This is a genomic window from Streptomyces sp. NPDC005775 (assembly GCF_042871565.1).
Taxonomy (GTDB): domain Bacteria; phylum Actinomycetota; class Actinomycetes; order Streptomycetales; family Streptomycetaceae; genus Streptomyces.
Map to the genome: position 1 here is coordinate 80195 of NZ_JBIAIU010000005.1, position 21299 is coordinate 101493.

17 protein-coding genes and 1 tRNA gene are annotated in these 21299 nt (G+C 71.7%); 5 read left to right on the forward strand and 13 right to left on the reverse strand.

Annotation, left to right across the window (positions count from 1 at the left end):
* Positions 1 to 56 precede the first annotated feature (56 nt).
* Together ACFYPA_RS13885 and ACFYPA_RS13890 are read right to left on the reverse strand one after the other, a co-directional pair.
* Positions 57 to 1235 carry a DUF2786 domain-containing protein gene (locus ACFYPA_RS13885; protein ID WP_389131809.1) on the reverse strand — a complete coding sequence of 393 codons (1179 nt, stop codon included), beginning with the start codon at positions 1233 to 1235 and terminating at the stop codon, positions 57 to 59.
* A gap of 70 nt (positions 1236 to 1305) precedes the next feature.
* Positions 1306 to 2217: an NADP-dependent oxidoreductase gene (locus ACFYPA_RS13890; RefSeq protein WP_359080644.1), complete on the reverse strand. Its 912-nt coding sequence runs from the start codon at positions 2215 to 2217 to the stop codon at positions 1306 to 1308.
* 146 nt (positions 2218 to 2363) lie between these two features.
* On the opposite strand from ACFYPA_RS13890, the gene ACFYPA_RS13895 reads away from it, so the two are divergent.
* Entirely contained in the window at positions 2364 to 4073 is a 1710-nt protein-coding gene (locus ACFYPA_RS13895) for a bifunctional 3'-5' exonuclease/DNA polymerase (protein ID WP_359318271.1), read from the forward strand.
* A 130-nt stretch (positions 4074 to 4203) separates the two neighbouring features.
* Here ACFYPA_RS13895 and ACFYPA_RS13900 read toward each other — a convergent pair whose 3' ends face one another.
* Together ACFYPA_RS13900 and ACFYPA_RS13905 are read right to left on the reverse strand one after the other, a co-directional pair.
* Positions 4204 to 5055 carry a carbohydrate-binding protein gene (locus ACFYPA_RS13900; protein ID WP_359318274.1) on the reverse strand — a complete coding sequence of 284 codons (852 nt, stop codon included), beginning with the start codon at positions 5053 to 5055 and terminating at the stop codon, positions 4204 to 4206.
* Between the two features lie 105 nt (positions 5056 to 5160).
* On the reverse strand, positions 5161 to 6519 hold the full coding sequence (locus tag ACFYPA_RS13905; protein ID WP_359080650.1) for an alpha-lytic protease prodomain-containing protein: 1359 nt from the start codon (positions 6517 to 6519) through the stop codon (positions 5161 to 5163).
* A gap of 189 nt (positions 6520 to 6708) precedes the next feature.
* Here ACFYPA_RS13905 and ACFYPA_RS13910 point away from each other — a divergent pair, with 189 nt between their 5' ends.
* Positions 6709 to 7389, forward strand: coding sequence for a phosphotransferase (locus ACFYPA_RS13910; protein ID WP_359080652.1), 681 nt, complete (start codon positions 6709 to 6711; stop codon positions 7387 to 7389).
* Between the two features lie 23 nt (positions 7390 to 7412).
* On the opposite strand, the gene ACFYPA_RS13915 is transcribed toward ACFYPA_RS13910, so the two are convergent.
* A complete protein-coding gene (locus tag ACFYPA_RS13915; protein ID WP_359080654.1) occupies positions 7413 to 9905 on the reverse strand; it encodes an ABC transporter permease in 2493 nt (830 codons plus the stop codon).
* Positions 9899 to 10633 carry an ABC transporter ATP-binding protein gene (locus ACFYPA_RS13920; protein ID WP_359080655.1) on the reverse strand — a complete coding sequence of 245 codons (735 nt, stop codon included), beginning with the start codon at positions 10631 to 10633 and terminating at the stop codon, positions 9899 to 9901. The genes ACFYPA_RS13915 and ACFYPA_RS13920 overlap by 7 nt, the downstream gene beginning before the upstream one ends.
* A gap of 133 nt (positions 10634 to 10766) precedes the next feature.
* Here ACFYPA_RS13920 and ACFYPA_RS13925 point away from each other — a divergent pair, with 133 nt between their 5' ends.
* Together ACFYPA_RS13925 and ACFYPA_RS13930 are read left to right on the forward strand one after the other, a co-directional pair.
* Positions 10767 to 12089, forward strand: a complete 1323-nt coding sequence (locus ACFYPA_RS13925; protein WP_359080657.1) for a sensor domain-containing protein — start codon at positions 10767 to 10769, stop codon at positions 12087 to 12089.
* A gap of 2 nt (positions 12090 to 12091) precedes the next feature.
* Entirely contained in the window at positions 12092 to 12733 is a 642-nt protein-coding gene (locus tag ACFYPA_RS13930) for a response regulator transcription factor (RefSeq protein ID WP_359080659.1), read from the forward strand.
* 54 nt (positions 12734 to 12787) lie between these two features.
* Here ACFYPA_RS13930 and ACFYPA_RS13935 read toward each other — a convergent pair whose 3' ends face one another.
* Complete coding sequence (locus tag ACFYPA_RS13935; protein ID WP_359080661.1) at positions 12788 to 13876, reverse strand: acyltransferase family protein; 1089 nt, start codon at positions 13874 to 13876, stop codon at positions 12788 to 12790.
* 664 nt (positions 13877 to 14540) lie between these two features.
* On the opposite strand from ACFYPA_RS13935, the gene ACFYPA_RS13940 reads away from it, so the two are divergent.
* Entirely contained in the window at positions 14541 to 14822 is a 282-nt protein-coding gene (locus tag ACFYPA_RS13940) for a hypothetical protein (RefSeq protein ID WP_359080663.1), read from the forward strand.
* A gap of 224 nt (positions 14823 to 15046) precedes the next feature.
* On the opposite strand, the gene ACFYPA_RS13945 is transcribed toward ACFYPA_RS13940, so the two are convergent.
* From ACFYPA_RS13945 to ACFYPA_RS13970, 6 genes are all read right to left on the reverse strand, one after another.
* Positions 15047 to 16183, reverse strand: coding sequence for a hypothetical protein (locus tag ACFYPA_RS13945; protein ID WP_359080665.1), 1137 nt, complete (start codon positions 16181 to 16183; stop codon positions 15047 to 15049).
* A gap of 389 nt (positions 16184 to 16572) precedes the next feature.
* Positions 16573 to 17250 carry a hypothetical protein gene (locus ACFYPA_RS13950; RefSeq protein WP_359080667.1) on the reverse strand — a complete coding sequence of 226 codons (678 nt, stop codon included), beginning with the start codon at positions 17248 to 17250 and terminating at the stop codon, positions 16573 to 16575.
* 181 nt (positions 17251 to 17431) lie between these two features.
* On the reverse strand, positions 17432 to 17602 hold the full coding sequence (locus ACFYPA_RS13955) for a PQQ-binding-like beta-propeller repeat protein (RefSeq protein WP_359080669.1): 171 nt from the start codon (positions 17600 to 17602) through the stop codon (positions 17432 to 17434).
* Positions 17603 to 18216: 614 nt separating this feature from the next.
* Positions 18217 to 18290: transfer RNA gene (locus ACFYPA_RS13960), tRNA-Thr, on the reverse strand.
* A gap of 98 nt (positions 18291 to 18388) precedes the next feature.
* Positions 18389 to 19939 (reverse strand): alpha/beta hydrolase, encoded by a 1551-nt coding sequence (locus tag ACFYPA_RS13965; protein WP_389131816.1) that lies wholly within the window; start codon positions 19937 to 19939, stop codon positions 18389 to 18391.
* Between the two features lie 122 nt (positions 19940 to 20061).
* A complete protein-coding gene (locus ACFYPA_RS13970) occupies positions 20062 to 21267 on the reverse strand; it encodes a DNA polymerase III subunit delta' (protein ID WP_359080673.1) in 1206 nt (401 codons plus the stop codon).
* Positions 21268 to 21299: the final 32 nt, after the last annotated feature.

The window sequence follows — 21299 nt, forward strand, 5'->3', positions numbered from 1 at the left end:
TTCTCCGGTTCTCCGGACCGCTCCGCATAACGCCCCCGGCGGCAGACCCGCCGCCCTCACCGGTCGGCGATCTCCGGCCGGCTCCCGCCCATCCGGGCCCGGTCCGCCGCAGCCGTCCCGTGGGTCCAGCCGTCCAGGTCCGTGGCACCGCGGACGCGGGTGGTCGTCGTCGCGGGGAACATCTTCTCGGCGGTGTCGGTGACCGCCACGTCCCGTGCGGCCAGCACGGGCAGCAGGCCGGCCCCGGCGGACGACGTGCCGGGGGCGGCGCCCTCGGCGTCGGCCTCCGCGGTGGCACGGGCGGTGCCGTCGGCCAGCCGGCCACCCAGCCGCTGGGCGTAGGCCATCAGGAACGACTGCCGGAAGGTCTTGGTGCGTTTGCGGCCGCCCGCCCGCTGGCCGGCCTCGGCCCGGGTCATCGCCGCCGTGCCCTGCACCAGCAGCGAGGTGTGGAGCAGCTCCACGGCCTCCAGGTCCGGTTCGAAGCCGACCACCGTCGAGAAGCCGAGGTCGCTGTTCCACACGGCCCGGCAGCGGTTCGCCGAGGCGACGGCGTCGAGCAGGATCGCCTTGGCCGTCTCGTACGGGGCGTCCACCCCGATCCGGCAGGCGCCGGGGACACTGCCGCTGTGCGTACGGGCCGCCAGCAGCGCCTCGTCGATGCTGTGCCGGGCCATCAGCTCCTGCGCCTTGGCGGTGAGCGCCTCCGCCTCCTCCGGGAATCCGGTCGCCTCGGCCTTGGCCAGCAGCGCGCGAATGCGCGTCAGCATGCGCGGTTCGTCGTGCGCGGGCGGCAGGTGCAGGGTGTCGCGCAAGGCGCCGGGCGGCGGCCCGACGGGCTCGATCGCGGGCAGCCGGAGCAGCAGCCGGTAGAGCCCGAGGAGTGCGGAGGCGCACGAGAAGCGGTCCGGCCGGCCCGTCGGCGGCGTCGCGGGCAGTTCGTCCAGCTGCCCCTGCCAGCGGGGCGGCAGCGCCTCGTAACGCCGGACCTCCGAGCCGATCAGCCCGGCGGCCAGTCCGGCCGCGTGCTCGTCCACCTCGCGGCGGACGACGCGCACGAGGTCGGCGGGCAGCCAGCCCCGGTCCCAGGCACGCCGGACGAACTCCTCGCCCCGGCGCAGCAGCTCCGCGTCGGACGCCGGGTCGGCGGCGAGGAGGGACGCGCCGGTGTCGAGGCCGCGGTCGCCGTCCGAGTACAGGGCCGCCGCGAAGGCCTGGTCGATCACCGATTCCATGAGGTCAGGGTAGGCGTGGTGGACTCGGCGGAATTCATCCACACCCTGTGGACAACCAGTGGCGGTCTCCCTACGGCAGCAGGACGACCTTCCCGCGTACGTGCCCCGCCTCGCTCATCTCCTGCGCCCTGGCCGCCTCGGTGAGCGGGAACGTCCGGGCGACGGGCACCCGCAGCTCGCCGTCGGCCGCACGGCGGGCGTGCTCGGCCAGCTGCTTCCCGGACCGGGAGCCACCGCCGGAGAACGCCACGCCATACGTGCCCGCCTCCGGGTCGGCGATGGTGACGATCCGGTCGGTGGTGCCACCACGCAGCTCGATGGAGTCCGGCAGGGCGCCCCGACCCGACGCGTCGAAGACCGCGTCCACCCCCTGGGGAGCGAGGTCGCGCACCCGGCCGACCAGCCCGTCCCCGTACTCCACCGGGGTCGCACCGAGCACCCGCAGATAGTCATGGTTGCCCGGGGACGCCGTGCCGATCACCGTCGCGCCGCGGGCCGCCGCCAGCTGGACCGCCGCCGATCCGACGGCCCCGGCCGCACCGTGCAGCAGCAGGGTCTCCCCCGCCTCCACGGCGAGTTCGTCCAGGACCCGCTGGGCGGTGTTCGACGCGATGGTCAGCGCGGCCGCGTCCGGCCAGCCCAGCTCCGCGGGCTTGGGGGCGACGAGCGCGGCGTCGGCCAGGGCGTACTCGGCGTAGGAACCGGTGGCGCTCCAGCCCAGCACCTCGTCGCCCACGGCCACATCGGTGACGCCCTCACCGGTCACATCGACCACTCCGGCGAACTCCACACCGGGAATCGCCGGGAGCGAGGTCGGGAACACGTCCTCCATCCACCCGCGCCGGATCTTGTAGTCCATCGGGTTGACCGCCGCGGCCCGGACCTTCACCCGCACCTGTCCGGGGCCGGGGTGCGGGTCCTCGACCCGGGCCGGATGCAGTACCTCGGGTCCGCCGAACTCCTCGAAAACGATCGCTTCCATCGTGTCGTCTGCCTCCTCGTCGCAACGGATCCGGGCCGGGACGTGTCCCGAAAAGTCCCGCCTGCCCGGGCCCGGCCCATCCTTCCAGCGTCCCCTTCCGCGCGCGCTCCGCCTCGCTGTCAGTGCCGGGTGCCAGACTCGAATCCATGACCGAACGCTGGGCTGTGGCCGCCACGGAGAGCGGTGGCGCGCACCTCGCCCCGCTGGACCGCACAGGCCGCCCCACCGCCCCGGTCGTCACCGAACCGGACCTGGTGGAAGCCGTCCGCTCCCGGCCCGGGGTCACCCGCTGGGTGTGGCGTTCGACGGCCGAGGTCTACCCCCGCCTACTGGCCGCCGGGGTACCGGTCGCGCGCTGCTACGACATCGAGGTCGCCGAGTCCCTCCTGCTGGGGCACGAGGGCCGCCTCGGTGAACCCCGCTCCGCCGCGGCTGCCCACGCCCGCCTGCTGCGCGGCCCGGTGCCGCCCGACCCGCCGCCCCGCTCCGCCGTACCGGGCTCCCAGTCCTCCCTGTTCGAGCCGCAGTCGGGGACGGAGCTGCCCTTCGACGCCCTGCTCCGGGTGTACGCGGACCAGCTCGCCCGGCACGACGCCACGGACCGGCCGGGCCGGATGAGTCTGCTGACGGCCGCCGAGTCGGCCGGCATGCTGGTCGCCGCCGAGATGAACCGTTCGGGTCTGCCCTGGCGGGCCGACGTCCACCGCGAGCTGCTGCACGAACTCCTGGGCGAGCGGTACGCGGGCGGCGGCGAGCCCCGGAAGCTGGCCGAGCTGGCGGACGAGGTGTCCGCCGCGTTCGGCCGCAGGGTCCGCCCGGATCTCCCCGCCGATGTGGTGAAGGCCTTCGCGCAGGCCGGCATCAAGGTGCGCTCCACCCGGCGCTGGGAGCTGGAGGGCCTGGACCACCCGGCGGTGCGTCCGCTCATCCAGTACAAGAAGCTCTACCGGATCTGGACGGCGCACGGCTGGAGCTGGCTCCAGGACTGGGTGCGCGAGGGCCGCTTCCGCCCCGAGTACCAGCCCGGCGGCACGGTCAGCGGCCGCTGGACGACCAATGGCGGCGGGGCGCTCCAGATCCCCAAGGTGATCCGGCGGGCGGTGGTCGCCGACGAGGGCTGGCGCCTGGTCGTCGCGGACGCCGACCAGATGGAGCCGCGGGTGCTGGCCGCCATCTCCCGCGACCGGGGCCTGATGGAGGTGGCCGGCCACGACGGCGACCTGTACACCGCGCTGTCCGACCGCGCCTTCCACGGCGACCGCGACCACGCCAAGATCGCGCTGCTCGGCGCGGTCTACGGCCAGACGTCGGGGGACGGCCTGAAGAATCTGGCCGCGCTGCGCCGCAGGTTCCCGCAGGCGGTCGCCTACGTGGACGACGCCGCGAAGACCGGTGAGGAGGGCCGTCTCGTCCGGACCTGGCTGGGCCGGACCAGCCCGCCCGCCGCGGGCAGCGGGGACGACGGGGAGGCCGGCATACCGCAGGAGAGCGACGTCTCCCCGACAGACGGATCCGACGCGGTGGACGGCGCGTTCACTCCGGGGTACGCCTCCTCCAACGCCCGTGCGCGTGGCCGCTTCACCCGTAACTTCGTGGTGCAGGGCAGTGCGGCCGACTGGGCGCTGCTGCTCCTGGCCGCGCTTCGGCAGTCGATATCGGCCGCCGGGCTCCGGGCCGAACTGGTCTTCTTCCAGCACGACGAGGTGATCGTGCACTGCCCGCGGGAGGAGGCCGAGACCGTCGTCGAGGCGATCCGGGCGGCCGGTGAGCTGGCCGGGCGGACCGCCTTCGGTGACACGCCGGTGCGCTTCCCGTTCACGACGGCGGTGGTGGAGCGGTACTCGGACGCGAAGTGACCGGGCCGCAGCCCCGGCGCGGCGTGGCTCGCACGCGGCGGGAAGCGGCCCGGTCCGGGCGCGGCGCATGCCCCGGGGAGAGAGCCCGGGACATGCGCGCGCGGCGGTGGTGCCCCGCCGGTCCGCCCGTCTACCCGCGCTCCCACAACGCGGGGACGTTCGGCGGCTCCCAGCCGGTCAGGGCGGTGTGAGCCTGCAGACAGCGGTAGCCGACCCCGCCGTACGTGACGCGGTCACCCGCGGTGTAGGGAGTGCCGGCCGCCCAGCCGCCGCCAGGTCCGGTCGGCGGATCCGTCGGGCCGGTCGGCGGATCGGTCGGGTCCGTGGGGTCCTGCGCGATGTCGAGGACGAAGTCGAAGGTCCCCTCCTTCCCGGACCCCGCCGACCGGACGTTCATCAGGAGCGTCGGGTCGTACAGGGTGTCGGTGTTGTTGCGCGGTTCGCCCGGGAAGTACAGCTGTGTGGTGAGGACGCGCGAGCCGGGCGCCTGCGCCTTCACATGGATGTGGCGGGTGCGGCCGGGATACAGCCCCGCGACGATCGTGGTGAGCGTGAAGGCGCCGGACCGGTCGGTGAGCTGATGGCCCCGGAAGGCGTATCCGCTCATGTCGTACGCGCCGTTGGTGTCGGCCTGCCAGAAGTCGAGCAGCACTCCGGGGATGGGCCTGCACGCGCGGCCGAAGACGTATCCGCTGACCGTCAGCGGGACTCCGGGGGTACCGGCGGTCACCAGGCTCGTACGGAGGGGGGAGTTGGGCTTGAAGTAGGGGCCCTCCATCTGGTCGTGCGTGGGGCCGTCACCGTCGTCGCAGTCCGGGGTCGGGGCGAGCGGCACTCCGGCGGAACCGGCGTCGCGGGCCAACGCGACCCCGCCGCCCGCGAACAGCGGGACGGCGGTGGCGACCAGCGCCGCCTTGAGGAGGTTCTTGCGGCTGATGCGCCGGTCACCGGCGAAGCCACCGGGTATCGGGTCGGAGGTCATGGCTGCTTCCTCGGGGTGGTGGGGAAGGGCACGTGCGGGATGGGGTGTGGCGGCTGCCGGGCCTGTCCGGCGGATGAGGGCCGGAACAGGCCCCGCGGGGCCGCCCTACAGGGCCCGCCAGAGCGCGGGCACGTTCGGGGGCGTCCAGCCGGGCTGCGCCCGGTGTCCCTGGAGGCAGCGGTAGCTCCCGGAGCCGTAGGTCACCACGTCACCGGCGGCGTACGTCGTCCCGGCGGCCCAGCTGCCGTCCGGATCGGTCGGCGGGTCCGTGGGGTCGGTCGGCGGATCGGTCGGGGCGCCACTGGTGACCAGGGTGAGTCCGTACGCCTGGAGCGCGGGGTTCACCGGCTGGAAGTACGTCGTACCGCCCTGGGAGCAGTTGCCGGTGCCGCCGGAGGTGACGCCCTGGGCCTGGCTGCCGGAGACGAACGAGCCGCCGGAGTCGCCCGGTTCGGCGCACACGTTGGTCCGCGTCACCCCGGAGACGGTGCCCTCCTGGTAGGTGACGCTGCTGTTGCGCTGCTGGACCGTGCCGCAGTGCCAGCCGGTCGTCGAGCCGGAGCGGCAGACGGACGAACCCTCCAGCGCCTCGGTGGATCCGGTGACCGTCACGTCGCCGTTGCCGTATCCGTTCACGAGCGGGCGCGGGTTCCAGTTGGTGTTCGCGGCGACCCAGGAGTAGTCGCGGCCGGGGAAGGTGGAGCCCTGGAAGGAGCCCTGGGCCTGCTGGTTGTATCCGCTCGTGCTGACGCCCGGGGTTCCGCAGTGCCCGGCGCTGACGAAGCCGCCCTGGGTGCCGCGCTTGACGGGGAAGCCGATGGAACAGCGGCCGGAGCCGTTCATGTAGTACGCGTCGCCGCCGCGCAGGTCCGCGAACGTGCGCGGCTGCCCGCTGCTCCGGGCGACCGTCACCAGTCCGGGCGCGACACCGGCCGCGGCGAGGAAGGCGCCGGCGGAAGCGGCCCGCCCGGCCTGGACGACGACACGGTTGGTGCGCACGTCGACGTACCAGGCGGGCACGTCCTTCGGCGCCCTGCGCAGGGCGACCCGGTCGAGGGCGGCCTTGGCGGAGGTGAGTTCGGCCAGGCTGTGGTCGACGACGACGGGCCGGGCACCGGCCTCGGCGATCCGGCCGGCGTCCGCCCCATCGGTCGTGGCGACGGTCAGCCCCCCGGCGTCGCCGCTCACCCGGGCCCCGGCGAATCCGGTGCCGAGCGAGCGCCGCAGTCCGGCGGCCACGGCGGCGGCACGGGATTCGTTGCCGATCCGTCGCGTCGCCTGGTCGGCGGTGAGTCCGAGATCGCGCCGCATGGCGTCCACCAGGCCGGGCGACAACTGGTCCTCCCCGGCGGCGGGCAGGCGGGGGGACGGGTCGGCCGACGCGGTGCCGGTCAGTCCGGCCAGTGCGAGCGCGCCGACGGCCACGGTGGCGGTGCACGCGGCCAGTGCACGTCTGCGGAGCATGGATCTCTCCACGGAACTCTCCTTGCCTTCGGGGGAATTGCCGTCAACGTAGCCGCGTACACGTCAGCTCCAGGAGATCCCGTCCGCCCCATCGCATGACGTTATGGGGCTGTCGTGACCGGCGGCGATACGGCGTGAACACGCGCGATCGGCCTCCCCGGGACGGGCCCGCGCGAGTAGGTTCCTCTCATGCGAATAGGCCAGATGCTGGGCAGCGGGCGCTCCGCCGACGTATACGAACTGGACGAGCAGTGGGTCCTGCGGCGCTACCGCGACGGACTGGACGCCACCCGCGAACTGCCGGTCATGTCCTATCTGTCGGCCTCGGGCTACCCGGTCCCGCGGCTCGGCCCGCAGCCCCCGTCCGCCGGACCCGGCGATCTGGTCCTGCAGCGCCTCACCGGTCCGACGATGCTGGAGTCGCTGCTCAGCGGCGCCATGGGCGGCGCCGAGGGCTCCGCCGTACTCGCCGGGCTCCTCACCGAGCTGCACACCATCCCGGCCCGGCTCTCGCCCGACCCCGAGGACCGGATCCTCCACCTCGACCTGCATCCGGACAACGTGATGCTGACGGCCGACGGGCCCGTGGTGATCGACTGGAGCAACACCGAGGAGGGCCCGCCGGCCCTGGACCGGGCCATGTCGGCGCTGATCCTGGCCCAGGTGGCGGTCGACCCGGCCGGCCCCGCGGCGGACGGGGGACGCGAGCTGCTCACCGCCCTGATGCCGCACCTCATGGCGGAGGGCGGCATCCCGGCCCGCCATCTCGCCGACGCGGCGGCCCGGCGCGCCGCCAACCCGACGATGAGCCCGGCCGAACGGGACCTCATCGGCGAGGCGACGGCCCTGGTCTCCTCGCTCTCCCGCTGAGGGCCGCCCTGCCTGACCTCGAACTACTCCCGGGCTCCCGCGAGTTCGACCGGCCGGGTGCGCAGGGCGAGCGTGGCGGGCAGCACCGCGAAGACCACCGCCAGGAGTGCGCACACGGCGAGGACCGAACCGATGACCCCCCACGGGACGACGACGGCCGAGTGCACGTCGAGGAGCCCGAGCGCGGCCCGTACGCCGAACAGGTCCAGCGCTGCCACCGCCCCGCCGAGCACCGCGCCCACCGCCACCACGAGCAGCGCCTCCGCCCCCACCAACCGCAGCACCTGCGCCTTCGTCGCCCCGGCGAGCCGCAGCACCGCCAGGTCGCGCACCCGGTCCGAGGTCGCCATCACCTGCGTGTTGGCCAGCGCGATGCCCGTGTAGACCAGGGCGATGAGAAGGATCATCAGCAGTCCGAGGCGGGTGTTCGCACCGGACTGCCGGTGGCCGGCGGACAGCCACCCGGCTCTCGTCACCACCGCCGTGCCCGTCGCCCGGCCGACTGCCTCCAATTGGCCCGCGACGACTGAACGCCGCGTGTCTCGGTTGACCTTGACGTCGATCCGGTCGATCGCGGCGCCGCCGGCGTTGCGCGGGGTCACATACACCCCGTTGTTCCCGGTGCCGGTGCTCAGCACTGCCGCCACCCGCAGGGTGACCTTGCGGCCGTCGGCCAGCCAGACGCCGACGCGTTCGCCGACCGTCGTGGTCATCCACTCCTCGTTGACGACGACGGAGTCGTCGTCAAGGCCGGCGAGGCTGCCCGCCACCACGGGGAGCGCCGACACCGCCGCCGCGTCGGCCGGGTCCACGGCCCGCGCCTCGGAGGTGACCAGTGCCGTGCCCTCCTCCAGCACGGTCACGGAGGTGGACCGCGAGGCGCTGACGACGACGCCCGGGACGGCCCGGGCCCGCTCGACGAACCGTGGCGGGAGGGCGGCGCCCTCGCCGTCCGCCGTGATCACGAAGTCCGAGGTCACCTGGGTGCGCGCCTCGGTGGCCCTGGCCTCGTCGAGGGTCGCCGTGGTGCCCATCAGCGAGGCGGCGAGCGCCACGGTGACGATCACGGGCGCCGCGACCGCGGCCGTCCGGCGCAGCCCGGCGGAGGCGTTCTCCCTCGCCAGTACGCCGGTGGCGCCGGGCAGTCGCGACGGCAGCCAGGCGAGGAAGCGGATGACGGGCCGTACGAGAACGGGTGCGAACAGGGCGAAGCCGACGATGAGCAGCATCGGCTGGGTGACGTACGTCTTGCGCTTGAGGACGCTTCCGGGGTCCTGGACGAGGGCGATACCCAGCAGCACGGCCCCGGTCAGCAGGACGGTCGCGCCCAGCAGCACCCGGCTCAGCGGCATCGAACCGCTGTCGACGGCCGATTCGCGCAGCGCCTCGGCCGGTCCCACCCTCGCGGCCCGGCCCGAGGCCGCGACCGCACCGGCGAGCGCCACGGCGAGCCCGGTCCAGAAGGCGGTGTGCAGCGGCCAGTTCTGCTCGCCGATCGCGAACCAGCCGGGCGCGATGCCCTCGCCGACCATCCAGGAGGCGAGCCGGGGCGCACCGAGGACACCCAGTCGGCAGCCCGCCGCCGACGCCAGTACGCCGATGACGGCGGCTTCGGCGTACACCATCCGCCGCAGCTGGCCGGGGGTCGCGCCCGCCGTGCGCAGCAGGCCGAACTCGCGGCGGCGCTGGGCCACGGCGAAGGAGAACGTGGAGGCGACCACGAAGACGGAGACGAACACGGTGATGCCGGCGGCGGTGCCCAGCAGCGCGTTCACGGAGACCAGCGCCTCGGCGTCCCGGTCCGGGTCGGGGTCGGCCCGGCGGCGGTCGTCGCCGGTGAGCACCGCCATCCGGTCCACCCGGGCCACGACCGCGCGCACCGCCGCCGGCTTCGCGTACACCGCCACGGCGTCGATGACCGGGGAGATCCGGGCAGCCTCGGCCGCGGTGAAGAACACGGCGGTCTCGAACCCGGCGGACCGCACCGTGCCGACCACGGTCCGGGTGACGGCCCCCGCGGCGGTGGTGACCGTGATCCGCTCCCCCGTACGCACACCGGCGCCGGCCCCCGCGGTGACGACGACCTCTCCGGCGGCGGCAGGGGCGCGTCCGGTGGCCAGCCGGTAGGGAGCGGCGGCCGCGATCGGCCACGGGTGGCCGACCGTTGCCCCGTCCTCCTTGACACGGGCGTCGCCGACCGTGACGGGGAACGTGCGGTCCTCGACCGTACGGCCCAGCTTCGCGAGGGCCGTGACCAGCTCCGCCGGGACGGCCCGGGGCGAGGTCAGCTCCTGGGTCCGCACCCCGCTCGGGGTCCGTACCCGCAGCCGGTCCTCGCCCCGCACCACGACCGGGGCGGCGGCGAACCGCTCGGGCCCGTGACGGGGGGCGTCGAACGTGGCCGCGAGGGCCATCCCGGTGGTGGCGACGATCCCCACACCGAGGGCCAGCGCGAGGAACGAGCCGACGAAGGTGACCCAGCGGGTCCGCAGACCGCGTAGCGCGAGGCTCAGCACGACAGGGCCGCCATCCGCGTCATGCGCGCCGCGACCTGCTCGGCGGACGGGGAGACCAGCTCGTCCCGCACCCGGCCGTCGGCCAGGAACAGCACCCGGTCCGCGTAGGAGGCGGCGACCGGATCGTGCGTCACCATGATCACGGTCTGGCCGCCGTCGACCATGGTGCGCAGCAGGGTCAGCACCTGCCGGCCGGTCGTGGAGTCCAGGGCGCCCGTGGGTTCGTCGCCGAACAGCACATCGGGCCGCGTGACCAGGGCGCGAGCCAGGGCCACGCGCTGCTGCTGCCCGCCGGACAGTTCGCCGGGCCGGTGCCCGGCCCGTTCGCGCAGCCCGACCCGTTCCAGTACGTCCAGGACCTCGGCCCGCTTCGTCCGGCGGCCGGCCAGCCTCAGCGGGAGGGCGACGTTCTGCTCGGCGGTGAGCGAGGGGAGCAGGTTGAAGGACTGGAAGACGAAACCGATGCGGGTGCGGCGCAGCAGCGTCAGCTTCCGCTCGCTGAGTCCGGTCAGTTCGGTGTCGCCGAGGAACACCTGCCCGCCGGTGGGCCGGTCGAGGCCGGCGGTGCACTGGAGCAAGGTCGACTTGCCGGAGCCGGACGGGCCCATGACAGCGGTGAACGTGCCCCGGAGGACATCGAGGCTGACCCCGTCCAGCGCGGTCACCGCGCCGGTGTTCCTGCCGTAGGACCGGGAGACCGAGCGGAGTCGGACAGCTGCGTGATTCATGCTCACCACTCAACCGGCGCCGCCCCCGCGGCACATCACAGCGAGCACGAGTCCCCGGGGTGGAGCTGGCTCCACCCCGGAAGTAGACCTCACCGGGTGGTCCGGGCCTCCCGGCCCGGCCTAACGTTCCCTCATGTCCTCCCCCGCCGCCCCCTCAGCCGACTCCCCGCCCTCCCCGGGCCTGCGGCAGGCGCTGGGGCAGCGCCGCTACCTACGCACCGCGTGGCCGTGGCGCGCCACGCTCTACCTGCTGACGAGCGTGCCCCTGGGCCTCGCGACCCTCACCGTCCTGCTCCTCCTGGTGATCGCGGGCAGCGTGCTCACCGTGGTCCTGGTCGGCATCCCGCTGCTCCTCACGCTCGTGCTCGCGGGCATTCCGCTGGCCGCCCTGGAGCGGCGCAGACTGCGGCTGCTCGACCCCCGGCCGATCCCCCCGGCCCACCGCGAGCCCGACGGCACCGGTCTCCCGGCCTGGCTGCGCACCCGCCTCCGGGAGCGCGCCACCTGGCGGGAGCTGGGCTACACGCTGCTGTTCGCCCTGGTCCTGTGGCCGCTGGAGGCGCTGGCCGTGGGCACGGCCCTCGTCGTCTGCGCCGGTCTGATCGCCGCTCCCGCGTTGCTGGCGGCGAGCGGGGACGGGGAGACGCGCGTACTCAAGATCTGGCTGATCGACAGCTACCCGCCCGCCTTCGCTTTGCTGCTCGCCGGACTGGCGCTGCTCCCCCTGTTCGCGTATCCACTCGGGGTCCTGGCAACCGGCCGGGCCGCGCTGACCCGGCAGCTGCTCTCCGCGCCGGATTCCGGACTGGACACCAGGCTGCGGGAGTTGGGGCGCTCCCGGATGCGGCTGGTGGACGCCTTCGAGGCGGAGCGCCGGCGGATCGAACGCGACCTGCACGACGGGGCACAGCAGCGGCTCGTCGCCCTGTCCATGACGCTCGGTCTCGCCCGGCTGGAGGACCCGGCCGAACCACTGGCCGGACTGCTCACCAAGGCCCGCGAGGAGGCCGGGACGGCGTTGGCGGAGATCAGGGAGCTCATCCGGGGCATCCACCCCCAGGTCCTCACCGACCGCGGCCTCCGGGCCGCGGTGGAGGATGTGGCGGACCGTTCGGTGGTTCCCGTGGACGTGGACTTCGACCTGACGCCGGACCGGCTCCCGGAAGCGGTCGAGACGGCGGTCTACTTCGCGGTCTGCGAGGCGCTGACCAATGTGGCCAGGCACAGCGGGGCGGGGCGCGCCCGGGTGAGCGGCCGGACGGACAGGGGCCGGCTGGTGGTGGAGGTGTCGGACGACGGGGTGGGCGGCGCCGACAGCGGTGGCGGCACGGGGCTCCAGGGCGTGGCCGACCGCATCTCGGTGCTCGACGGCCACCTGCTACTGTCCAGTCCGCCCGGCGGGCCCACGGTATTTCGGCTGCAGGTCCCCATGTCACCTGCGGATACGAGGACTTGAGCGTGCGCATCGTACTGGCCGAGGACAGTGTGCTCCTGCGGGAGGGCCTGATCGGTCTGCTGGAGCGGTTCGGCCACCAGGTCGTGGCGGGCGCCGGTACGGCGGACGAGCTGATCGCGGCCGTGGCCGAGCACGGCCCGGACATCGTGGTCACCGATGTGCGCATGCCCCCCGGCCTCTCCGACGAGGGCCTGCGCGCCGCCATCGAACTGCGCACCCGCCAGCCGGGGCTGCCCATCCTCGTACTCAGCCAGTACGTCCAGCGCGCCTACGCCGAGGAGCTGCTCGACTCCGCCGACGGCAGGGGCGTCGGCTATCTGCTCAAGGAGCGCATCGGCGACGTCGAGGAGTTCATCGAGGCCCTGCACCGGGTCGCCGCCGGGAACACGGTCGTGGACCCCGAGGTGGTGCGCCAGCTGATCCGCCGCCGCCGGGACCCGCTCGCACGGCTCACCGCACGCGAGCAGGAGGTACTGGCCCTGATGGCGGAGGGCAGGTCCAACGCCTCGATCGCCGCCGCGATGACGGTCAGCGAGGGCACGGTCAGCAAGCACTTCGCCAGCATCCTCGGCAAGCTCGACCTGTCCCTCGACGACACCACGAACCGCCGTGTCCTGGCGGTGCTGGCGTACCTGCGGGGCTGAGGCACCCCGGCCGGTGAACCCGCGCGACGGGCGCCGGCTGCCGGACCCGGGCCCTCAGGACATCAGCCGGTCCAGGCGAGGCTCGACGAGCGGCCGGAAGATCCGCTGCACCACAGCGGTCATCAGCACGACGGCGACAACGGCGGCCGCGGCGGTCAGCGCGAGCTTGCCCCAGGGCGAATCCAGCCGGGAGTAGACCCCGGCGTCCACAGCCGCACGGTAGAGCAGCGGGTGCAGCAGGAGGGCGTACATCGTGCGCGTGCCCATGACCGTGAACCAGGTCTTGCGGTTCGGGACGAGCGAGAAGAACGCCGCCGTCATGACCGCCGCTGCGACGAACAGCGCGATCCGCATGAAGAACCAGAACGAGAGCGAGACGTGCAGCTCGGTGTAGTCGTGCCGCCAGCTGAACCATTCCCACTCGCCCAGCCGCGGGGCCACCAGGTAGGAGACGGGCAGTGCGAGGCACAGCACCAGGGCCGAGACCACCCTGACGTGCCGGGAGCGCAGCCACTCGAAGTGCTCCCTGCGCAGTTGCAGACCCAGCACGAAGAAGGGCAGGAACTGGAGCACCCGGGCGAACTGCAGGATGTTCCCGTTGCTGGTGAGACCCGAGAGCATCGAGATCACGACAGCCACGGCCACCGGCCAGCGCACAGCACGCCAGACGGGCGTGGTGATCCGCCAGATGAACAGGGCGACGAGGAACCAGCAGACGAACCAGGGCTGGAGGATGGTGATATCGATGTCGCCCTCGTCCAGGACGTACTGCCGGACGAGCGCATAGAGGGTCTCGAAGATCAGGTACGGGACCAGAACCCCGGTGATCAGCCGCTTCACCTGATCCGGGCGCCCGGTGTAGCTACGGGAGAGGTAACCGGAAAGCACGATGAAGGCCGGCATGTGGAAGGAGTAGACCCACGCTCCCGCAGACCTCACGGCATCGCTGTGGTTGATCCAGTCGGCCCAGAAGTGCGCGCAGACCACCAGGACGAGCAGCAGGAACTTGGCATTGTCGAAGAAGGGGTCCCTGCCGGCCCGAACGGGCGCGGACGCAGCCGAACGATCCGGTGCGGGGGGCGCTGTCAGCACGGCTCTCTCGCTCGCCGGCCTCGATATCTCCCCGCCCATCGGGCTTGCCATCCGCCGCCTCCTCCGTCACACCCTGCTGATCGGGTCCATTGCAGCGGCGCAGAATGCCGGAGGCCGGCCCGGCGGCGATCATACACATCAGCCCCTGACGGACGGCACCGAAGAGACCCCGCCCGGCCCCACCGATTCCCCCTGCCGGCCACCGGCCGGACACCGGGGCGCGAGGCGGGCTTCCGCACTGTCCCGCCGCGTCAGGGCATGAAAAAGCCCCAGGTCACGGCGAGTGAGTCCTGGGGCTGATCCGAGCCGCCTTCGGGATTCGAACCCGAGACCTACGCATTACGAGGTTGCCAGAGCGCCCCCTACCCTTCCCTGACTAACCCCGGATTCACCGTTTTAGCAGGTCATCCCGCATGGGCCTACCCCGGCTCTCATGATCGTTCACGGGGTTTCACCATCCTTCCGGCCCCCATCTGGCCCCCATCGGGCCCCTTCGACTGGCACCTGGGCTCCCGGCGGACTGGCCGCCAGGTCAGCGGCGGGCGGAAAAGGGTGTCCGGCGCATCACCCTTGCGACGCAAAGAGGCCATACCCCGCTGGGGGTATGGCCTCCGGCCGTCTACGCGGCCACTCCTCCTGGGCCGCTGAGACAGGCTAGCGGCGCGGGCTCACCTGTGGGACCAGTCAGTACAAGACGCTCGGGCGGATCTCCGGCTTGCGGACCACCGAACCTCCGTATCGATTGCGGCGGTCCGCGCCTCGTCACCCTGAGCGCGTCACCTCGGACGTACTGCTGGCGGCTTGGGTCCAGGACATCGAGCCCGGCGAGTGTTGCGACCGCGGCGACATCGCCGCAGTCACCGGTCTCGGCCTGGACGAGGTCCGCCGCTTCACCGACCGGCTCGCAGATCACGGCGTGTTGGACGACAGCGAGAAGGGGTACGCGCTGGACCTCGTCCCCTTCCGGGCGCTCAACGCCGTAGGGCAGGACTCTTGATCACCGGTACCGCCGCCGAGGTGACCGCTCTGCCCGGGGCCAGAATCTCGGAAACCGCTGTAACGACGCTTGCTCCGCGTCCCGACACGGGCGGCCCATTTCGCCGGATGAACGCCATGCCTCCGCCCCCGTCATCATGTCGCGCACGGAGCGAGGACGAGCTGATCAGGAGTCGGCTCCTGTCGCCGGCAAAGTGCGAAGGGCATCTCTCAGCGGCAGGACTCTCACTGATCACGTTGGGCATGGACCACCCGACGTCGTAGTGTCTTTAGGGTCACTTCGTCGCCACGGACCGGGTCTGTGGTGCGCCAGAAGTCCCACCCATCGGTGGACAAGGTGGACTCAGGGGTATTGCGGCCTCTGACGTGGAGCTTGACCGCTCGCCCGGCAGCCGAGAGCGAAGGGTGAACCTTCTCCTGGTAGCGGATCTGGCCAGAGGCCAACACGGTTGCGGTGTGTCGTTGCCCCATGTAGTCACCGTGCAGGGTCGCCCCGGGGGCCACCCTGCCGGCGGCCATCATTTCCTCGAAGCCCACGTGCCTCTCATCTTCGCTGACTGCTATCTTCCGCGATCTCGTCGAAGGTGGTTGGCCCGACGCCCGAGATTTGGGGATGGAGGATTCAGCAGGCGAGGGTTCGGCTGGTCGAGGTGCGGGGACCGGAGGCGCGGAGATCGCTGGAGCGACCCCGGCGCGGGGGAAGTCAAAGGTAGCGCGTACCCGTTGCAGGCTCGCCCGGAGGTCCGCGTGGGGCAACTTCGGCACGCGCTTGGCGAGCAGATCGATAAGGTCTCTGGGAGGCTCACCGGAGGCGAACAAGTCATTGAGAGCGAGGTTGACCTCGCGGTCAACGAAGAAACTGCGCCACAACTCCTGGATGCGGTTGTCGCGCATGTTGTCCTTGCTCAGCAAGGACAACAGCTCGAAGGCGGCATCGATGTCGTCAGCGATCCGCACGGTGCGGAAGAGCTTGTGCTCGACCGGAACCGGCGCATGAGCGTTGTACACGCGCCATTCCGCCCCGTTGGTCAGCGCAACCCATTCCACACCCGCGACTGCTGCGTAGCTGATCGTCTGATTTGCCCAGCGCGGGTCGTCGAGGTTCTCCCCAATCGCCTTCGCTTCGATGAACAGCCGGGGCATGCGCATGAGGATCAGCGCGTAGTCGACGGGGTTGTCGGTCGTCCGCCGTCGGTACTCACGGTGCACCTCGTCTGGCTCCAGCACGTCCCAACCCAGGGCGGCGATCACTGGTTCGATGAGGCCGGCTTTCGTGTTCTGCTCGCCCACCCGGCTTCCGAGGCTGCGGTAACGACCCAGCCGATCAACGCACTTCTTCAGTGTGTCCAATAGGTCGTCCATATGCTGCTCCCCGTCATCACGCCCATGCGGCACCTTTGGCAGCCTAGTGCTGTGACCGACAAGGTTCACGAGGGTTGGCGTCGCCGCCCGGCCCAATTCGGCGCGGCAGTGCGCGGCCTGGACATGGCAGGAGCGCACCTTTTCGCTGGTGGGTCAGGCGGTGCGGGGGAAGCGTCGACAAGCGCGTCGAACTCGGGCAGAGCCCGGCGGTAGTCGCCGCGCAGGAAGCGAACCGCGGGCCGGTCCATGCGCAGGTCGAGGACCTCGCCGTTGTCGGAGCCGAGCGCCAGGGCGGTTGGCTCGGCAACGTCGCTTCAGTTCCGCTGGGATCCTGCGCTCGCCGCTGCCGATCACAGAGAGCATGCCGATGCCGCGCACGGCCCTGGTAGTCAGGACAGTTGTTTGCCACGGAAGAACAGCGCGGCCTCGACCTGGTCCGGCAGGACGCCTCGTCTCTGCGCAAGGTCGTGTACTCCCTCCAGGTACCGCCTGTACTGGTCAGTGGTCCAGCCGTTCTCCGGCCAGTCGGCGTCGACCGTTTTCAGGTCTTTGAGAGCTTGCGAGACGACGCTGTCCAGGATGACCGGCCGATAGGGTCCGGCGGGGCCTTCGCGCCCGGCGAAGTACAGGACCTTGGTGAAGAACGCCGCCCCCAGGTAGGAGATGTGCTGGTCATTGTGCAAGGCCCAGTACGCTTCCGTAGCTCCTCGCTCTCGGAGTGCCTTGAGTGCCGCGTCGAGTCGCGCGTCGATGTCAGGACCTGGAGAGTGGCGAAAGATTTGCGCGCGCCTGTCTACTGACCGGGCCTTGGTGCCCGTGCCCCAGACCAACGCCGCGACGAGCAGGTGCCGACGTCCTTCAACGGTGTCCGCTTTGAGAGCGATGCTGAACACGGTTCGGCGGTCCACTCGCGGCCACTTTCCTACGCGCGGGCATGAGTCGAGTTCGGCCGGCCACCACGTCACGTCTGGCAGCACGGGTATCCACCGGGCTCGGTTGAAGGGGATCGCCTGGCTGAGCACTGTGTCACGGTCCGGCAGATCTAGATCGTATGGCAGGACGATCACTCTGACTCCTTGATGTGGATGCCTGTGTTGCAGACGTGGTGCGCGGAGTGCGGGGCTTTGCCCTTGGTGTACTTGAGATGGATGCGCCCGCTTATACGGCGGCTCCGCCATAGAAGGGCTTAGCGCCACTCATGATCCTCGCGAAATCGGGCGGACAGGGGCCGGTTCCCGCTTCTCACTCTCAACTGGCGTGTCCGGCGCCGGTGTTGGCGTCGAGGGCGAATAGCGTGGCGTCGATCTTGCCGATGCCGTCATTGCTGCCGACGTAGACGATGCCGTCGACCACCGCCGGTGAGGAGCGGGCAGCGCCGCCGGTTGTGTGGGTCCGCTGCAGGGTGACTTCGTCTGGCAACTCGGGCAATAAATGGAGCTGAAGCCGACGAACACCAACGGCTGGGCGCTCTGGGCAGCTTCGGTTCGGCCGGATGTGGCTGGCCGGGAAGAGTGCATGCGGCACCTGCTCGACTCCTCGCACGAGAGTTCGTACAGCTCGGAGCCGTGAAACAGCACCAGATTCACACCGCTGCGGTCGATTCGGAACCCGGCCAGGAAGCCATCGGTGTTCGCCGACGCCCGATAGGCCCCGCACCCACGGCGTCAAGCCGCCGGCCAGCTCCGCCGGGCACAGCCGTGCCTCGAAGAAGGGCCTGAGGGCGGACGGGCGGAGGCCCGCGCAGGCCCCAGATTGAGCCCGCCGGGCCGCCTCAGGGCCCATTCGGCAAGCGGTTGGACCAGAAGCCGATCAAGTAAACGAGAAAAGGCCAGGTCAGAGGGGCCCTCCTGGCTCTTCTCGCATCCGCTTTCGGAATTCGAACCCGAGACCTACGCATTACGTCGTGCGCGGGCCCCCATCTGGCCCCCATGGGCCACTTTGGAGCCCGATCAGGCATGTGGTGTAGACCACCAGTCAATCAGGAAAAAGCAAAAGCCCCAGGTCACGGCGAGTGAGTCCTGAGGCTTAAGCGGAGCCGCCTTCGGGATTCGAACCCGAGACCTACGCATTACGAGTGCGTTGCTCTGGCCAACTGAGCTAAGGCGGCACGCCCTGTCACACCATGGTGCGATCAGCAGCGGGCCCAAGTCTACACAGTTTCGAGGGGCGCTCCGCACCAGGCCGTTTCCCCACCTCCGCCGCAGGTCAGGAGCACTTCTTGCCGTCGTCCGGCGCGCTGCCCTCCAGGAGGTACGTGTTGATCGCCGTGTCGATGCAGTCGCTGCCGCGGCCGTACGCCGTGTGCCCGTCGCCCTCGTAGGTGAGGAGCGTGCCCGACGAGAGCTGGCCGGCCAGGGACTTCGCCCACTTGTACGGGGTCGCCGGGTCCCGGGTGGTGCCGACGACCACGATCGGGGCGGCGCCCTCGGCCTTGATGGGGTGCGGGGTGCCGGTGGCGGGGACCGGCCAGTAGGCGCAGTTCAGGGAGGCCCAGGCGAAGCCCTTCCCGAAGACCGGCGAGGCCTTCTCGAAGGTGGGCAGGGCCTGGGTGACCGCCTGGGAGGTGGCGAAGGCGGGCGGAAGGTCCAGGCAGTTCACGGCCGCGTTCGCGTACATGAGGTTCGCGTACGTGCCGTTCGGCTCGCGCTCGTAGTAGCTGTCCGCCAGGGAGAGCAGCCCCGAGCCGTCCCCCGCCTCGGCGCCCGTGAGCGCCTCGCGGAGCTGGGGCCAGGCCGTCTCGTCGTACATGGCGGCGATGACGCCCGTGGTGGCGAGGGACTCGCCGAGCTTGCGGGACTCACCCGTGGCGATCGGCTTCGCGTCGAGATCGCTGAACAGCTTCTTGAGATTCGTCGCCGCGTCGGCGGCGGACGCCGTGCCGAGCGGGCAGTCCTTCTTCTTCACGCAGTCCGCCGCGAAGGACTGGAACGCGGTCTCGAACCCCGCGGTCTGGTCCCGGTTCATCTCGACCGAGGGGAGCGAGGGGTCCATCGCACCGTCGAGAACGAGACGGCCCACCCGCGCGGGGAAGAGTTCGGCGTACGTCGCCCCCAGGAAGGTTCCGTACGAGGCCCCGACGTAGTGCAGCCGCTCGTCCCCGAGCAGCGCCCGCAGCATGTCCATGTCCCGGGCCGTCTCCACGGTGGAGACGTGCGGCAGGTTCTCGCCCGAGCGCTGCTCGCATCCGGTGGCGAACTTCTTGAAAGCGCTGCTCAGCTTCGTGACCTCGACGGCGTCGTCCGGGGTCTGGTCGACCTGCGTGTAGGCGTCCATCTGGGAACCGGTGAGACATTCGACGGGTTCGCTGCGCGCCACCCCGCGCGGATCGATGGCGACCATGTCGTAGCGGGCGCGCACCTGGGCGGGGTAGCCGATCGCGGCGTACCCCTGGAGGTAGCCGATCGCAGATCCGCCGGGGCCTCCGGGGTTGACCAGGAGGGAGCCGATCTTCTTGCCGGGCCCGGTGGCCTTCTTGCGGGAGACCGCCAGCTTGATCTCGCCGCCGTCCGGCTTCGCGTAGTCGAGCGGTGCCTTCATCGTGGCGCACTGGAATCCGGTGACACCGCAGTCCCGCCAGCTCAACTGCTGCGCGTAGAACGGCTTCAGCGCCGCCGGTACGGCAGACGGCGTGGCCGAGGCCGCGTGCGCGGGCGATGATGCGCCCGACGTCGAACCCCCGCCGGTACAACCGGAGATGAGGAGGCCGGCAGTGCCGAGCGCTAGGGCGAGGGTGCGGAGCGGGCGCCTGGTGTGCATGTCCGGAGCGTAGCCGCCGGGCGTCGGCTCGTCCGATTCCCTGCTCTTTCGGGTGATTCGGTGTTCGGTTCCGGGTGTTTCGGTGAGCGGCCGGTCCGCCGTGCGGCCGTGACCCGGCCGCCTCAGCCCGCCCGCAGCGCCATCGTCATCGCCTCCACCGCGAGCAGCGGGGCCACATTGCGGTCCAGGGCCCGGCGGCAGGCGGTCACGGCCTCGATCCGGCGCAGGGTGCGCTCGGGTGTGGACGAGCGGGCGATGCGGTCCAGGGAGTCCTGGGCGTCCGCGTTGGCGATGGCGATCCGAGAGCCCAGCTGCAGCGCGAGCACATCCCGGTAGAACCCCGTCAGTTCGGTGAGCGCCAGATCGAGGCTGTCGCGCTGGGTACGGGTCTTCCGGCGCTTCTGCCGGTCCTCCAGGTCCTTCATCACCCCTGCCGTGCCGCGCGGCATCCGGCCCCCGGCGGAGGCGCCGAGCGCGGCCTTCATGTCTTCCGTCTCCTTGACGTCGACATCCTCGGACGCCTGCTTCGCGTCGTCGGTGGCGGTGTCGATCAGCTCCTGGGCGGCCTTGAGGCAGCCGCCGATGTCCTCGACCCGCAGCGGGAGCTTCAGTACGGCCGCTCTGCGGGCACGGGCCCGCTCGTCCGTGGCGAGCCGACGGGCCCGGCCGATGTGGCCCTGGGTGGCCCGGGCGGCGGCCGCGGCCCGCTCCGGATCGATGCCGTCGCGGCGGATCAGGACATCGGCGACGGCGTCGACCGACGGGGTACGCAGGGTGAGGTGGCGGCAACGGGACCGGATCGTGGGCAGCACATCCTCCAGCGAAGGCGCGCAGAGCAGCCACACCGTGCGCGGCGCGGGCTCCTCGACCGCCTTGAGGAGCACATTGCCCGCGCCCTCGGTGAGGCGGTCGGCGTCCTCCATGACGATGACCTGCCAGCGCCCGACGGCCGGCGAGAGCTGGGCGCGGCGGACCAGCTCGCGGGTCTCCTTCACACCGATGGAGAGCAGGTCGGTGCGGATCACGTCGACATCGGCGTGCGTACCGATGAGGCTCGTGTGGCAGCCGTCGCAGAAGCCGCAGCCCGGTGCCCCGCCCAGGGCACGGTCCGGGCTGGTGCACTGCAGGGCGGCGGCGAAGGCCCGGGCGGCGGTGGACCGGCCGGAGCCCGGGGGGCCGGTGAACAGCCAGGCGTGGGTCATCTTCGAGCCGGGCGCCACCTGCTGCCCCGTGGAATGGGCGGTGACCAGCGCGTCGGCGTCCCGGGCCGCGGCACCGAGCTGCTCCTGCACGCGGTCCTGGCCGACCAGGTCGTCCCATACGGACATGGGGCACCGCCCTTCCAGTGATGTGCGGCCGC

Coding starts and splice junctions, on each gene's coding strand:
- ACFYPA_RS13885 (WP_389131809.1), bottom strand. CDS start 1,235: ATGGAATCGGTGATCGACCAGGCCTTCGCGGCGGCCCTGTACTCGGAC.
- ACFYPA_RS13890 (WP_359080644.1), bottom strand. CDS start 2,217: ATGGAAGCGATCGTTTTCGAGGAGTTCGGCGGACCCGAGGTACTGCAT.
- ACFYPA_RS13895 (WP_359318271.1), top strand. CDS start 2,364: ATGACCGAACGCTGGGCTGTGGCCGCCACGGAGAGCGGTGGCGCGCAC.
- ACFYPA_RS13900 (WP_359318274.1), bottom strand. CDS start 5,055: ATGACCTCCGACCCGATACCCGGTGGCTTCGCCGGTGACCGGCGCATC.
- ACFYPA_RS13905 (WP_359080650.1), bottom strand. CDS start 6,519: ATGCTCCGCAGACGTGCACTGGCCGCGTGCACCGCCACCGTGGCCGTC.
- ACFYPA_RS13910 (WP_359080652.1), top strand. CDS start 6,709: ATGCGAATAGGCCAGATGCTGGGCAGCGGGCGCTCCGCCGACGTATAC.
- ACFYPA_RS13920 (WP_359080655.1), bottom strand. CDS start 10,633: ATGAATCACGCAGCTGTCCGACTCCGCTCGGTCTCCCGGTCCTACGGC.
- ACFYPA_RS13925 (WP_359080657.1), top strand. CDS start 10,767: ATGTCCTCCCCCGCCGCCCCCTCAGCCGACTCCCCGCCCTCCCCGGGC.
- ACFYPA_RS13935 (WP_359080661.1), bottom strand. CDS start 13,876: ATGGCAAGCCCGATGGGCGGGGAGATATCGAGGCCGGCGAGCGAGAGA.
- ACFYPA_RS13945 (WP_359080665.1), bottom strand. CDS start 16,183: ATGGACGACCTATTGGACACACTGAAGAAGTGCGTTGATCGGCTGGGT.
- ACFYPA_RS13965 (WP_389131816.1), bottom strand. CDS start 19,939: ATGCACACCAGGCGCCCGCTCCGCACCCTCGCCCTAGCGCTCGGCACT.
- ACFYPA_RS13970 (WP_359080673.1), bottom strand. CDS start 21,267: ATGTCCGTATGGGACGACCTGGTCGGCCAGGACCGCGTGCAGGAGCAG.